This is a genomic window from Corynebacterium uberis, assembly GCF_020616335.1.
In the GTDB taxonomy this organism is placed as follows: domain Bacteria; phylum Actinomycetota; class Actinomycetes; order Mycobacteriales; family Mycobacteriaceae; genus Corynebacterium; species Corynebacterium uberis.
The window spans coordinates 380,774-395,047 of record NZ_CP085051.1; the positions used below are offsets into that span (position 1 = coordinate 380,774).

Genomic DNA, 14,274 nt, shown 5'->3' on the forward strand with positions numbered 1-14,274 from the left:
TCCACGCGCACCCCTGCGCCGTTGACCTCACCCTGCCTGCTGCATATACACCCCTTCCGCGTCGACTCCGCGGGCCCATTGGACGTGCAGGGTGTGGCCCAGGGCGGCTACCTCATCCTGGAGTTGGGGTAGGTGCTTTTCCAGGATGCTGTTGGGCCAGACGGTGGTGCGGATCTGGCAGTCGATGCCGCTGGCGGCGACGATGCGCAGGGATTGCCAGGAGGCTGCGGCGATGTGGGCGGGGCGGCCGACCACGGCGGGCAGGTCGGCGGGTAGGGCTTTGATGTCGATGCCGATCCAGTCGGGGGTGGTGGCGGGGGCGTCGAGAAGCGCGGCGAGGCGTTTGGGTGCGTAGCCGCAGGTGTGCAGTCCTACCTTGAAGCCGTGGTGGTGGGTGGCGGCGATGGCGTGGGGCAGGTGGGGTTGTGCGGTGGGTTCGCCGCCGGAGATGACCAGGCCGTCGAGAAGCTCGCGGCGCTGATCCAGGTGGTCGAGCACGTCAGCGAAGGTCACCTCACCGCTGCGGAAGGGTTGGAGGGTGGGGTTGTGGCAGTAGGTGCAGCGCCAGGGGCAGCCTTGGGTGAAGATGGTGGCGGTGAGGTGGTCGGGCCAATCGGTGGCGGAGAAGGGGATTAGCCCGGCGATGGCAAGGTCAGGCATGGGTTTCCTGGAAGTATTGCCGCTCGTGGAATTCGCCCTTTTTGCCGGTGTTGAAGCTGGCTACGGGGCGGAAGTAGCCCATGACGCGGGTCCACATTTCGGTGGTTTCGCCGCAGTCGGGGCAGTGGGGGTGTTCGCCGGAGCGGTAGCCGTGGTTGGGGCAGATGGAGAAGGTGGGGGTGATGGTGATGTAGGGCAGGCGGAAGTTTTCCAGGGCGCGGTGCACCAGGGTGGCGCAGGCCTGCGGGGAGCTCATGGCAGCGCCCATGTAGAGGTGGAGAACGGTGCCGCCGGTGTATCGGGTTTGCAGGTCCTCCTGGGCGGCGAGCGCGGCGAAGGGGTCGGGGGTGTGGGCGACGGGCAGCTGGGAGGAGTTGGTGTAGTAGGGCTCGGCGTCGGTCCCGGCTTGCAGGATGCCAGGGAAGCGGGCGCGGTCTTCGCGGGCAAAGCGGTAGGTCGCACCCTCGGCGGGGGTGGCCTCCAGGTTGTACAGGTGCCCGGTGGTTTCCTGGGCGGAAACCAGCAGCTCGTTGAGGTGGTCGAGCAGGTCCACGACCATCTGGTGGCCTTGGGGGTCGGTGATGTCATAGGCATCGCCGGTGAAGTTGCGCACCATCTCATTGGCACCGTTGACGCCGATGGTGGAGAAGTGGTTGTCCAGGCTGGGCAGCCAGCGCCGGGTGTAGGGGTAGAGGCCGGCTTCGATGAGCTCGCCGACGGTGGTGCGGCGGCGCTCCAGCGTCTCGATGGCTACTTCGGTGAGCGTATCGACGTCGCTAAGCACCCCCTCCCAGTCCCCTGCATGCAGGTAGCCCAGTCGCGCAAGGTTGAGGGTGACCACCCCGATGGAGCCGGTGTGCTCGGCCGAGCCGAACAGACCGTTGCCGCGCTTGAGCAGTTCGCGCAGGTCGAGCTGGAGGCGGCAGCACATGGAGCGGATCATGCCGGGGTCGAGGTCGGAGTTGATGAAGTTTTGGAAGTACGGCAGCCCATAGCGCGCCGTCATGGCGAACAGCGCTTCCGTGTTCGGGCTGTCCCAGTCGAAGTCCTTGGTGATGTTGTAGGTGGGGATGGGAAAGGTAAACGGCCGCCCATCGGCATCGCCTGCGGACATGACCTCGATGAACGCGGCGTTGATCAGGTCCATCTCCGGCTGGAGGTCCCCGTAGGTGAAGTCCACAGGCTCCCCGCCGATGAACGGCACCTGATCGCGCAGGTCCTGCGGGCACACCCAGTCGAAGGTGAGGTTGGTAAAGGGGGTCTGGGTGCCCCAGCGCGAGGGCACGTTGAGGTTGAAGATGAACTCCTGCATGTACTGCACCACCTGGTCGCGGGTGAGGCGATCAAGCCGGACGAACGGCGCCATGTAGGTGTCAAAGCTGGAGAACGCCTGCGCACCGGCCCACTCGTTTTGCAGGGTGCCCAGGAAGTTGACCATCTGCCCGCACGCAGACGAGAAGTGGCGCGGCGGGGCGGAAGAGATGGCCCCAGGCACGCCGCCGAAGCCCTCCTCTAGCAGCTGGCGCAGGGACCAGCCGGCGCAGTAGCCAGACAGCATGTCCAGGTCGTGGATGTGGATGTCGCCCTCGCGGTGGGCGCGGCCCGCCTCGGGGGAGAATACGTGATCCAGCCAGTAGTTGGCGGTGACCTTGCCGGAGGTATTCAGGATCATCCCGCCGAGCGAGTAGTCCTGGTTGGCGTTGGCGTTGACGCGCCAGTCGGAGCGGTCCAGGTATTCGCTGATGGTGGCGCCGGGGTCTACGGCTGCGGTGCGCGCGGCGGGAGCTGCGGTGGGCGCGGCGGGAGCTGCGGGGGTGGCTGCCTGGTGCTCCGCGGCGGGGCATGTGGCGTGCTGTGTGGCGTGGGTGCGGGGTGCTGTGGAGGAGGTCATGACCCGGACCCTACGCCAGCCCGCGAGCGAATCTCAATGGTGTAATTATTCCAAGATGATTCGGGGTTAGTTGATTATATGGTGGTGGCAATTGTCACAGGCCCTACATGTAGTGGTTCAATGTAATGAACAATTGATAGGGAAAGGCCGAAAACCGCAGGATCCCGCGCGTGACCCGCGCCCCAAGGTGTAGGGCCTGCCGGCCGGGTGGATCGCGCCCGGCCCCGGGGGTAGGCAAAAGCGCTGTACAGCGAGTGTGAGGGCTCTCCGGGGGTGCGTGGGTGACGGGCGTGGCGGCGGTGGGGGAGGGGGCGTCGATAAGCTCTTAGTGAAACGCGAGGCGTGAGCTTGCGGGGCGGGGCGGTGTGCTGGTAATGTGCCGGGAAGTCTCGCGCCCATTGTGGCGTGGGAGCCTCATGCCCGCAGGAAAGCCGGAAATCGGCACCACCGCGGCAGGGAGAAACAACGGAAGCGGCCCCGTCACTAGAGCCCCTTCCTTGTGCATGCCCAAAACGGGAAACGCGCCCCGTGCGCGTGACCGCCTAGGGGCCTCCCGCGAGGCGACACAGATCTACACACGTAAGTCGGAAGTACGTGCGCGGCGCAAGGGGCCACCCCGCAGCCCGTGCCGCGAGGCTTCCGCGAGAAGAAAGCGACACTATGCCCACTATTCAGCAACTCGTGCGCAAGGGGCGTCACGATAAGACGGCGAAGGTCTCCACCGCCGCCTTGAAGGGCTCCCCGCAGCGCCGTGGCGTGTGCACCCGCGTGTACACCACCACCCCTAAGAAGCCGAACTCCGCCCTTCGGAAGGTCGCCCGTGTGCGCCTGACCTCCGGCATCGAGGTCTCCGCCTACATCCCGGGCGAGGGCCACAACCTGCAGGAGCACTCCATGGTGCTCGTGCGCGGCGGCCGCGTGAAGGACCTTCCGGGTGTGCGTTACAAGATCATCCGCGGCACCCTGGACACCCAGGGCGTGAAGGACCGCAAGCAGGCCCGTTCCCGCTACGGCGCAAAGAAGGAGAAGTAAACAGTGCGTAAGTCTCGAGCTCCTAAGCGCCCGATCATCAAGGACCCGGTCTACGATTCCGAGCTGGTCACCCAGCTGGTGAACAAGGTCCTGCTGGACGGCAAGAAGTCCACCGCGCAGCGCATCGTCTACGGCGCGCTGGAGAAGTGCCGTGAGAAGACCGGCACCGACCCGGTGGGCACCCTGGACAAGGCCCTGGGCAACATCCGCCCCGACCTGGAGGTCCGCTCCCGCCGCGTCGGTGGCGCCACCTACCAGGTGCCGGTCGAGGTTCGCCCGGCCCGCTCCAACACCCTGGCCCTGCGCTGGCTGGTCACGTTCACCCGCCAGCGTCGTGAGCACACGATGATGGAGCGCCTGGCCAATGAGATCCTGGACGCCTCCAACGGTTTGGGCGCCTCCGTCAAGCGGCGCGAGGACACCCACAAGATGGCCGAGGCCAACCGCGCCTTCGCCCACTACCGCTGGTAGTACCAGGCCAGTCATGGCTCAGCACCAAGGCCCACTCGGCGAACCTGCGCTGCCGCTAGCCGGCACCTCGCGTCCGTGCGTTGCACCCTCATTGGCGTGCGCCGCGCGGGACCGAGCGCATCGGATGCGAGTGGGTCTTTTGGTCTGCTAGCTTCACGGGCGAGGTGCGCGCACAGATGGCGCAACGCGTAAGCGCTGCGCTGAGTCTGGGTGTGGCCTGGCTTTGTCCGGCCGCCGCCGCACGCGTCTGAGATGCCCGGGGTAGCGCCCAGTGGCAAAATTGAACAAGAATTATCCGCCTAGGAGGTCGTCGCGCGCTGACATGCGCTGAAACAAACAGTGCAGCACGCAGTGCGCGGGGCATCCGACAACTAACGAGTTGGGGTAAAAACAGTGGCACAAGAAGTGCTCAAGGACCTCCACAAGGTCCGCAACATCGGCATCATGGCGCACATCGACGCCGGTAAGACCACCACGACCGAGCGCATCCTCTTCTACACGGGTATCAACCGCAAGGTCGGCGAGACCCACGATGGCGCCTCCACCACCGACTGGATGGAGCAGGAAAAGGAACGCGGCATCACCATTACGTCTGCCGCCGTGACCTGTTTCTGGAACGGCCACCAGATCAACATCATCGACACCCCGGGCCACGTCGACTTCACCGTCGAGGTGGAGCGCTCCCTGCGCGTGCTCGACGGTGCCGTCGCCGTCTTCGACGGCAAGGAAGGCGTGGAGCCGCAGTCCGAGCAGGTGTGGCGCCAGGCCGCCAAGTATGACGTCCCGCGTATCTGCTTTGTCAACAAGATGGACAAGCTGGGCGCTGACTTCTACTACACCGTGGGCACCATCGTGGACCGCCTCGGCGCCAAGCCGTTGGTCCTCCAGCTGCCCATCGGCGCCGAGGATGACTTCGACGGCGTGGTCGACCTGATCAACATGGAGGCCATCATGTGGCCGGGCAAGGTTGAGGTTGGTGCCGAGCCGACCCACACCGAGATCCCCGCCGAGCTCCAGGACAAGGCCGAGGAATACCGCGAGAAGCTACTCGAGGCCGTTGCCGAGTCCGACGAAGCCCTCATGGAGAAGTACTTCGGCGGCGAGGAACTCACCGTCGAGGAAATCAAGGGCGCCATCCGCAAGATGACCGTCAACTCTGAGCTCTACCCCGTGCTGTGCGGTACCGCCTACCGCAACAAGGGCGTGCAGCCGCTTCTCGACGCCATCGTGGACTACCTGCCCACTCCCCTCGACGTCGGAGAGGTGCACGGTCACAAGGTCGGCGACGAGTCGGTTGAGCTGACCCGTAAGCCCTCCGATGACACCCCGCTGTCCGCCCTGGCCTTCAAGATCGCGGCACACCCGTTCTTTGGCAAGCTCACCTTCGTGCGCGTCTACTCCGGCACGCTGGAGCCGGGCGACCAGGTGCTCAACTCCACCAAGGGCAAGAAGGAGCGCGTGGGCAAGATCTTCCAGATGCACTCCAACAAGGAAAACCCGGTGGACTTCGCCCACGCCGGCAACATCTATGCCGTCATTGGCCTGAAGGACACCACCACCGGCGACACCCTGTGCGCCCAGTCCGACCCGATCATCCTGGAGTCCATGGACTTCCCGGACCCGGTTATTAAGGTCTCCATCGAGCCGAAGACCAAGTCCGACCAGGAGAAGCTGGGCGTGGCCATCCAGAAGCTCGCCGAAGAGGACCCGACGTTTACCGTCGAGCTCGACGAGGAGACCGGCCAGACCGTCATCGGCGGCATGGGCGAGCTCCACCTGGACGTCCTGGTGGACCGCATGAAGCGCGAGTTCAAGGTTGAGGCCAACGTGGGCGCCCCGCAGGTTGCCTACCGCGAGACCATCCGCAAGCCCGTGGAAAAGCTGGAATACACCCACAAGAAGCAGACGGGTGGTTCCGGCCAGTTCGCCAAGGTCATCATCGCCCTGGAGCCCTACAACCCGAGCGAGGACGAGCTGGAGGAAGGCGAGTCCGCAACCTACAAGTTCGACAACGCCGTCACCGGTGGTCGCGTGCCCAAGGAGTACATCCCCTCCGTGGACGCCGGCATCCAGGACGCCATGCAGTACGGCTACCTGGCCGGCTACCCGCTGGTCAACATCAAGGCCACCCTGCTCGACGGCGCCTACCACGAGGTGGACTCCTCCGAAATGGCCTTCAAGATCGCCGGTTCCCAGGCGCTCAAGGAGGCCGTGGCCAAGGCTAAGCCGATCCTGCTCGAGCCGCTCATGGCCGTCGAGGTGATCACGCCCGAGGAGTACATGGGCGAAGTCATCGGCGACATCAACTCCCGCCGCGGCCAGGTCTCCGCCATGGATGACCGCGCCGGTGCGAAGGTTGTCAAGGCCAAGGTGCCGCTGTCCGAGATGTTCGGCTACGTCGGCGACCTGCGCTCCAAGACGCAGGGCCGCGCCAACTACACCATGATCTTCGATTCCTATGGTGAGGTGCCCTCCAGCGTTTCCCAGCAGATCATCGAGGAGCGTGGCGGCCACTAATCCTGGCTAGCGCGCGCCACACGTGCCCCGCCACCCCGGCATACACCGGGGGAGGCGGGGTTTCGTTTCTGTGCAACAGGGGCGAAACGGTGGCGTTCCGGGAGCGTCCTGGCGGCAAAGGTCCAGGCCGCGGGGGCATGTGGCATCTGGGAAGGTGAGGTGCTAGGTTGCAGGGACGGACCAACCGCGCCGCAGGATGCGGCAGGCGGTGCGTCCCCCGGGACTGATTCATTGGGGGTTGGGTTTGAAAATCGCCCGGCTAAAACCTAGGATCAAGTAACTGGCACATTGTGTAACTGTCGTCCGGCGATTGTGCACGCCTGTTTTCGGGTGAGTGCCCGCCGGTAAGCCGGCAGAAATAACCACGTGGCTGCGAGAGTCGTAGCCACCATGAAGTCCAGGAGGGCATACAGTGGCAAAGGCGAAGTTCGAGCGTACGAAGCCGCACGTCAACATCGGTACCATCGGTCACGTCGACCACGGCAAGACCACCACCACCGCGGCGATCACCAAGGTACTGGCGGACAAGTACCCCGAGGAGAACACCGCCTTCGCTTTCGACGCCATCGACAAGGCGCCGGAGGAGAAGGAGCGTGGTATCACGATTAACATCTCCCACGTTGAGTACTCCACCCCGAAGCGTCACTACGCTCACGTGGATGCCCCGGGCCACGCCGACTACATCAAGAACATGATCACCGGCGCCGCCCAGATGGATGGCGCGATCCTGGTTGTGGCCGCCACCGACGGCCCCATGCCGCAGACCCGTGAGCACGTGCTGCTCGCGCGCCAGGTGGGCGTCCCCTACATCCTCGTTGCGCTGAACAAGTGCGACATGGTGGATGATGAGGAGATCATCGAGCTCGTCGAGATGGAAATCCGCGAGCTGCTGGCCGAGCAGGAGTACGACGAAGAGGCTCCGATCGTCCACATCTCCGCTCTGAAGGCTCTTGAGGGCGACGAGAAGTGGGTTGAGTCCATCGTCGAGCTCATGGACGCCGTCGACGAGTCCATCCCGGACCCGGAGCGCGCCACCGACCAGCCCTTCCTGATGCCCATCGAGGACATCTTCACCATCACCGGTCGTGGCACCGTGGTCACCGGCCGTGTCGAGCGTGGTCGCCTGAACGTCAACGAGGACGTTGACATCATCGGCATCAAGGACAAGGCCACCCACACCACCGTCACCGGCATCGAGATGTTCCGCAAGCTGCTGGACTACACCGAGGCTGGCGACAACTGTGGTCTGCTGCTGCGCGGTATCAAGCGCGAGGACGTCGAGCGTGGCCAGGTTGTCACCGCTCCGGGCGCCTACACCCCGCACCAGGAGTTCGAGGGCTCCGTCTACGTCCTGTCCAAGGATGAGGGCGGCCGCCACACCCCGTTCTTCGACAACTACCGTCCGCAGTTCTACTTCCGCACCACCGACGTCACCGGCGTTGTGCACCTCCCCGAGGGCACCGAGATGGTCATGCCCGGCGACAACGTTGAGATGCGCGTTGAGCTGATCCAGCCCGTCGCCATGGACGAGGGCCTGCGCTTCGCCATCCGCGAAGGCTCCCGCACCGTGGGCGCCGGCCGCGTCACCAAGATCATCAAGTAATGATCTTTTAGCGGGTACTACCCGCACTGTTTAACCCGCCTGGGCTTATCCCAGGCGGGTTTTTGCTATCCCTACAATGAGCCCATGGACCCCTCCCGCATCCCCGACGTCCTGCGTGCCCTCGAGCGCGTCTGGGAAGGCCAACCCGACCTCCCCCTCGCAGCCATCTGGGGCGAACTGGCCAACCGCGGCGTGGGGTGGGCCACCAGCGACGCCGAACTCCTCGACCACCTCGAGGCCCTGCACGCTATGGCTCCCTCGCTTCTCGACGCCGCCCACCCCACCCTCGCGCTCGTGCGCACCGAAAGTCCGGCCTACTGGCTCACGATTGACACGAAGGCACACACGGTGGTGGTGCGCGACCCTGCCGGGCGTGTGGCCCCCGGAAGGTGGACGTTCGCGCCCACCGATTCCGTCCGGCTGAACTGGCCGTGCACGCTGACGGACACCAACGGCACGCCGCACAGATTAGGCATTGCAGTGGCCATCGACATCCTTGACGGCCCGGTGCGCAGCGACCTGACGGGCCTGCGCCCCGGGGAAGGCCTCTACGGAGTGGAGCTTGCCGATGGGGCGGGAATGGTGGTGCTGTCCCGCCCAGCGCGAGCGTACCTGCGGGGACGGCGCACGACGGACGTCGAAAAGCTGGCGTGGACCCGCGTGCTGCGCGGTGTCGTCGGGGAGCCACTGGCCTTGGAGGACCCATATAGCGCTACGGTGACATTGCCGGAGATTTCTGCGGTGTTCCCCATCTCTGTGTAAAAAAGGGCGAGTCATGGTGATGCAGTTCGTGGCCTTTGGCGCCAATCTTGTGCTGTTTTGCGCGTTCCCCTGGATTGTCGGGCATGTGGTGCTCCGCAATTTCTCGGATAGACACGGAGCTCAGGGGTGGCCCGTGGCACGCACCGAGGCGGTGCTCGCGGCGAAGGGGGCGGCAACGGTGGGCATTGTGTGGGGCCTGTGGGACACGCTCGTGGGCGCGCCGGCATGGGCAATGTGGGGGCTGCCGACCGTGGTGGGGGCCATCACCCTGCTGGTTCTGCGGCCCACCATGCGGCACCGCTGGGCCAGTCCGCTTGCCGGGGCACTGGGAGGCACCGCAGGGGCGGCGGCGGCCGTGGCTGTGGTGGTGCTGTGCGTCCCGGTGGCCGAAGACGACGGCATGGGTGGCCTGCTGGTCGCCGGAGTGTGGCTGTTGGTGGGGATTCCGCTGGGGTTGTGCGCCGTGGCCATCGGGATGCTGGGGGCACACAAAAGCCGGCGGCCCCAAGCGGGGAACGCCGGCTGAAATGCGAGCGGTGTGTTAAGACTCCACGGGGGAGAGGTGGAGCTTGTACACGGTGTCCACGTCCACATCGCGCACGGCGGTGCGGAAGTCGCGCTCAGACTGCTCGATAGCTTGGCGTAGCTGGCCCAGGTCGGCGGTCGCCTCGGCATTAACAGTCCAGGCGATCGTCGGGCGGGAGCGGTCCATGGCCACCTTGTGGTTGACCCGGTTGACGCGGGGCAGCTCCTCAAGGTGCTCGTCCACAGCCGACGCGATGCGCTGAAGCGCAAGGTCAATAGCGCCGGAGTGATTCGAGGCGGAGGAACGCACCCGGTTGAAACCGCGCGGGTTCAGGTTGGCCAGGATCCACCAGATTCCCAGGATGACGCCCAGGATGAGCACGGCCCAGAGGGTCACCTCATACCAGACGGTGTCCTGGAACGTCTTGATCTGGCCGGCATCGATGTGCTGGCCAATCTGGTTGGCCACATCAATGTTCGCCCACACGCCGATGCCCCACAGACCGGCGGCAATCGCGATGAGAGACAGCAGGAAGATGACGGTCCTATCCAAACCGGCAAGTCCACGACTCATGGTTTAGTTCACCTCCTGGGTCTGCTGGGTGTAATCCGGGCGGGTCAGCCGCACGGATAGGGGAGTATCGCCCACGATGGGCGCGAGGCGCGCCTGCACGGAGCTGCGCACCCGCTCTTCCAACGCCGGGTCGGCGCTGGAGCAGTCGGCGGCCAGGGTGATCCCGTTGCGCTTGACCGTGGTAGACGCGGAAGACACGCCGGGCACCCGCTTGGCGGACGCCGTACTGTAGCGGGCAATGTCCACCGGGCGGGCCCACAGGGACACCTCGGAGGTCAGCTGGCGGTGCGTGCGCCGGCGGGGGCGCAGCGCGATAACAAACAGCACGATGCCCACCAGCAGGGACAAAATCGCGGCCGGGATCATCCAATCCTGGAAGCGGTTCTGCGCCAGGTTGTCAGCCAGGGGGTTGAGCCAACTGGTCCAGGTGGTGGAATCCGAATAGTGGATCCACAGCTCCCGGCCCGCCACGGCGGCGATGCCAATGAGCACCAGGCCGAGCAGGATGGCCGTGCCCCGGGCGATGGGGGAACCCTTCGGCTCCTGCCCCGGGTGGAAAGTGATGTCAGCGGACTCGGCCATGGCGGCTGGCTCCCTTCGTGTTCGACGGGCTCAGCGGCGACAGCGGAATGACCCTGATGGGGGTCAAGGGACGCTCGGCTGGTTCGTGCACTGAGATAACCGGGGCCTGGCGCACCTCAATGGGCTTCAGCGGGCGCTGGATGGGCACGGAGACCTCGATGAGGCGATCCGCAAAGTCCGGCACCTGCACGGCCTTGAGCGGGGTCTCTTCCGGCACGGAGACGGGCACGGTGGGTACGTCGTCTGGTGCGGAGACGGCCTTGAGCGGGGTCTCCTCCGGTACGGAGATGGCCACCTCGCGGGAGTTCGAGCGAACTTCCACGGGGGTGGTGGCCTCCGGCGTGCCGGTTATGGTGACCGGAACGTCGGCGACATTGTTGGGGCGCACTTCCACCGGGACCTCGCGTGCGGTGGAGACCACCGCGACGTCGGCAAGCGGGCGCTGCGTGGAGCGGGCCGCGCTGGCGGGCTTGATCTCGGGGGAGCGCACGGGTAGTTCCCGGACCTTAACGGGCGTGATCTGTGGGACCAGCGCGTGGGCGTCGAGGAACGTCTGCGAGACCCGCTGGGAGGTGTTGACCACGGAGCCGACCACCACGTTGACGTGGTCGACTTTCAGGCCGGTCATGCCCTGGACCCAATCGGTAATGGTCTCCCGGACGCGTTCAGCAACGCTGGTCACCGGCGACGGCCAGGCGACGGCGATGTAGGCCTCGATGGAGGCGATGCGCCGATCCTGGTCGACCAGGACGTCAAAACGCGGGAAGCTGCGTGAGGCGATGCGCTCAAGCGTGCGTCCCACTTCCACGGTCCCCGGCACCGCGCGGGTGGCGGCGGCGACGACGCGGGAGACGGCCTTTTCGCTGATGTTTACGTGCCCACCAACACCTGTTGTACTGGCGGCACCGTCTGTGACGGTCATGTCGGTGGGTAAGGTCCGGGTGGTGGACTCAGGTGCGGTGCCGCGCTGCGCGGCGGTCACCCCCTACCTCCGCGTGCGGAGGTGAGCTGGTCCCACACCGTCTTCAGGTCAATGCGGCCTTCGAAGTGGGCGCCAACGACTCCGCCGACGGCCCCGAAAACGAGGGCCCACAGGAAGCCGGGGAAGCCCCCGATGGCGGTGGCCAGCGCGACGGCCAGCCCGATGGCGATGCCAATTACTGTCAAGTTCTTCATGCGTATTCCTCAAGTGGGATGAAAGTAGGATGGCGGCACTCTCGCGGTGGTGCCGAGGTCGTCTGCGAGGCGACCAGGGTCTTCGCGAAAGCGCCGCCCATGAAAAGCTAGCGTCGAGTAAAAACTGCGTGTCCCGTCCTAGGCGCGTGCCGGTTAAGCCCGGGCGAGCCTAGGGCGAGGCGTCAGTCACGATTGCGGCGCACTGCGGTGGCGACGGACGAAGACTCCGACTCCTCAGACTGCGGCTCGGCATGCTCGACGGCATCGACGATGATGACGTCAACCGGGAAGGGGCTGCGCCCGACGCCGTGGCCCTGGGCTGGCCCCTGCGCGATGCGCCGGATGTCCTGGCCAAGGTCATGCAGGCTCGAACCGGACTCATTGAGTGCGTGCAAGTCCGCGACGACACGAACCTCCAGGTGCTCCGAATCGTCTTCGGAAGACGTGGTCACATGCAGCCCGGGGATGCGCTCCCCTGGGAAGAGCAGGGCCTTTTCTCCGAAGTGTCCGGCGTGGAGGTGCGCCACACCGTCGAGGGCGGTGATGCCGTCGGCGATGGCGCGGGCGTCCTCATACGCGATGGGATCTTCAGTGGTCATAGGTGACAACCCGATTCCTCGTCAAAGCGGTTGATGCGAAAGGTGCCTGGCCTGGGGCCGGCCGGGCTAGGAGTACGTTGGTCCGGCCGGGCCCCGGGCGGTGGGGAAACTACTGGACGCGGGGAGTGGAGGTCTCCTCGGCGCGGGCGCGCGCACGAGCGGCTTCCTTCTCCTTCTTCTCTGCGTCCTCGTCCTCATCGTCATCGTCGGACTCGAGGTGCACGTCGGTGACGTTGACGTTGACCTCGGTGACCTCCAGGCCGGTCATGCGCTCGATGGCCTTGATGATGTTGCGGCGGATGGCCTCGGCCAGCTCGTGGATAGCAACGCCGTACTCGGCGACGATGGACAGATCCACCGCGGCCTGGCGCTCGCCGACCTCCACGTCCACACCCTGCTGGATGTTCTCGCCAGCGCCGAAAGCCTCACGGATGGCGCCCACGGTACGGGCTCCGCCGCCGCCGAGGGCGTGCACGCCGGTGACCTCACGGGCAGCCAGGCCGGCGATCTTGCCCACAACGTTGTCTTCGATCTGGGTCTTGCCGTGGGAGGTGTGAAGGTTGTCGTTCTTGGCAACCTCGGTGGACTCCTTGGACGCCGCGGTGGCCGCGGTGTTGTTCTTCGCGGGGGTGTTCTGCTCAGCCATGTTCACTCCTTGGTTGTTGTACTTGCTGCTTCAAACAATCGGTCGTGGTGTGCATTGCAGCGCTAGCACGTAGGTAACTAATGCAATAAAAGTACTGCTTAAGTGGCCTGCATCCACGGCGCGGCACGTGCACCAATCAGTCTAGTTACTCTTGCCTGGCCGGTGCACGGCTCGACTTCTCAGCGTAGCAATATCCGGCCAATAGCGTCGCCGGCAAAGGCGCACTATGTGGATACAGGTGGCCCCGATGGGCTGCTAAATGTCCAGGAGCGGGCGATATGCTTCACTGTTGCTGGGTTATAACAATTTGGAAAAAATGCTTATCGACGCCCCCCGTCCCCCGCGCCCGCACTATGGCGCACTGTCGGCGGCACGATTGGCGGGCGAATCCCCCGGGTTGCGCTTGCGGCATCGACGTGGTTTACTACCTAGGTTGCTTTAACACGGCAACTGCTTGTGCTGCGCGTAAGCGCAGGTCACATGCGGTGCCGATGGTGAGGTGAACATGACACCTTCGCACGCACCCTCTGGGTGTGACGAAGGCTCCGCAATCGGGGTAGGTCGGTCCAGTGAGACGCGGCATTCCCGAGCGTGGAGACCGGAGAAGGGGCATGGCAAATAAACAGCGGCAGTACGCAAGGGACTTATCCCTTCTACTCGACGGTGACGCTTCCTCCATTGCAGGGGGAAGGTTCCTGTGCGATGTTTGTGGACTTGTGCCCCACGCAGCGCGAAGGCTTGTCATGACGGTCAAGTAAGGAACTGGCGTTGCGCCGATCGTGCCCTGTATTTCCAGGCTCCGGACAACGTTATAGAGAACATCAGGAAGCGACATTCCACCTCTGAAGCGGGATTTTCATCCTCCCGCCCATGTGGAACCGAGCGAGGAAGAGGATAAGCGTGGCGGGACAAAAGATCCGCATTCGGCTCAAGGCCTATGACCATGAGGCGATCGACGCGTCGGCACGCAAGATCGTCGAGACCGTCACCCGCACGGGTGCACGCGTCGTCGGCCCTGTGCCGCTGCCCACCGAAAAGAACGTGTACGCCGTTATTCGTTCTCCCCACAAGTACAAGGACTCTCGCGAGCACTTCGAGATGCGCACGCACAAGCGCCTGATCGACATCCTCGACCCGACGCCGAAGACGGTTGACGCCCTCATGCGCATCGACCTGCCGGCCAGCGTCGATGTGAACATCCAGTGATCGACGATCGACGACAAACTTTGGCGGAGA

General features: G+C 65.0%; 15 protein-coding genes. 7 read left to right on the forward strand and 8 right to left on the reverse strand.

Going from position 1 to position 14,274, the window contains the following annotated elements:
• Positions 1 to 27: 27 nt before the first annotated feature.
• Together LH390_RS01710 and LH390_RS01715 are read right to left on the reverse strand one after the other, a co-directional pair.
• Positions 28 to 660, reverse strand: coding sequence for an anaerobic ribonucleoside-triphosphate reductase activating protein (locus LH390_RS01710; RefSeq protein WP_227280892.1), 633 nt, complete (start codon positions 658 to 660; stop codon positions 28 to 30).
• Positions 653 to 2,551 carry a ribonucleoside triphosphate reductase gene (locus LH390_RS01715; protein ID WP_227280891.1) on the reverse strand — a complete coding sequence of 633 codons (1,899 nt, stop codon included), beginning with the start codon at positions 2,549 to 2,551 and terminating at the stop codon, positions 653 to 655. Before LH390_RS01715 ends, LH390_RS01710 begins: the two co-directional genes overlap by 8 nt.
• Before the next feature lie 660 nt (positions 2,552 to 3,211).
• Here LH390_RS01715 and rpsL point away from each other — a divergent pair.
• From rpsL to LH390_RS01745, 6 genes are all read left to right on the forward strand, one after another.
• On the forward strand, positions 3,212 to 3,583 hold the full coding sequence (gene rpsL, locus LH390_RS01720) for a 30S ribosomal protein S12 (protein WP_227280890.1): 372 nt from the start codon (positions 3,212 to 3,214) through the stop codon (positions 3,581 to 3,583).
• Positions 3,584 to 3,586: 3 nt separating this feature from the next.
• Entirely contained in the window at positions 3,587 to 4,054 is a 468-nt protein-coding gene (rpsG, locus tag LH390_RS01725) for a 30S ribosomal protein S7 (RefSeq protein WP_227280889.1), read from the forward strand.
• Positions 4,055 to 4,447: 393 nt separating this feature from the next.
• Positions 4,448 to 6,571 (forward strand): elongation factor G, encoded by a 2,124-nt coding sequence (gene fusA / locus LH390_RS01730; protein WP_227280888.1) that lies wholly within the window; start codon positions 4,448 to 4,450, stop codon positions 6,569 to 6,571.
• A gap of 412 nt (positions 6,572 to 6,983) precedes the next feature.
• Positions 6,984 to 8,174, forward strand: a complete 1,191-nt coding sequence (tuf, locus tag LH390_RS01735; protein ID WP_227280887.1) for an elongation factor Tu — start codon at positions 6,984 to 6,986, stop codon at positions 8,172 to 8,174.
• Positions 8,175 to 8,258: 84 nt separating this feature from the next.
• Entirely contained in the window at positions 8,259 to 8,936 is a 678-nt protein-coding gene (locus LH390_RS01740; protein ID WP_227280886.1) for a hypothetical protein, read from the forward strand.
• A 133-nt stretch (positions 8,937 to 9,069) separates the two neighbouring features.
• Positions 9,070 to 9,462, forward strand: coding sequence for a hypothetical protein (locus LH390_RS01745; protein ID WP_227280885.1), 393 nt, complete (start codon positions 9,070 to 9,072; stop codon positions 9,460 to 9,462).
• 15 nt (positions 9,463 to 9,477) lie between these two features.
• On the opposite strand, the gene LH390_RS01750 is transcribed toward LH390_RS01745, so the two are convergent.
• The 6 genes from LH390_RS01750 to LH390_RS01775 form a co-directional block, all read right to left on the reverse strand.
• Positions 9,478 to 10,035: an alkaline shock response membrane anchor protein AmaP gene (locus tag LH390_RS01750; protein ID WP_227280884.1), complete on the reverse strand. Its 558-nt coding sequence runs from the start codon at positions 10,033 to 10,035 to the stop codon at positions 9,478 to 9,480.
• Between the two features lie 3 nt (positions 10,036 to 10,038).
• Positions 10,039 to 10,617: a DUF6286 domain-containing protein gene (locus LH390_RS01755; protein WP_227280883.1), complete on the reverse strand. Its 579-nt coding sequence runs from the start codon at positions 10,615 to 10,617 to the stop codon at positions 10,039 to 10,041.
• On the reverse strand, positions 10,601 to 11,599 hold the full coding sequence (locus LH390_RS01760; RefSeq protein ID WP_227280882.1) for an Asp23/Gls24 family envelope stress response protein: 999 nt from the start codon (positions 11,597 to 11,599) through the stop codon (positions 10,601 to 10,603). Before LH390_RS01760 ends, LH390_RS01755 begins: the two co-directional genes overlap by 17 nt.
• Positions 11,596 to 11,793, reverse strand: a complete 198-nt coding sequence (locus tag LH390_RS01765; RefSeq protein WP_227280881.1) for a hypothetical protein — start codon at positions 11,791 to 11,793, stop codon at positions 11,596 to 11,598. Before LH390_RS01765 ends, LH390_RS01760 begins: the two co-directional genes overlap by 4 nt.
• A gap of 182 nt (positions 11,794 to 11,975) precedes the next feature.
• Positions 11,976 to 12,392: a hypothetical protein gene (locus LH390_RS01770; protein WP_227280880.1), complete on the reverse strand. Its 417-nt coding sequence runs from the start codon at positions 12,390 to 12,392 to the stop codon at positions 11,976 to 11,978.
• A gap of 109 nt (positions 12,393 to 12,501) precedes the next feature.
• Positions 12,502 to 13,038: an Asp23/Gls24 family envelope stress response protein gene (locus LH390_RS01775; protein WP_227324345.1), complete on the reverse strand. Its 537-nt coding sequence runs from the start codon at positions 13,036 to 13,038 to the stop codon at positions 12,502 to 12,504.
• Between the two features lie 900 nt (positions 13,039 to 13,938).
• Here LH390_RS01775 and rpsJ point away from each other — a divergent pair.
• Entirely contained in the window at positions 13,939 to 14,244 is a 306-nt protein-coding gene (gene rpsJ, locus LH390_RS01780) for a 30S ribosomal protein S10 (RefSeq protein WP_003854291.1), read from the forward strand.
• Positions 14,245 to 14,274 lie beyond the last annotated feature (30 nt).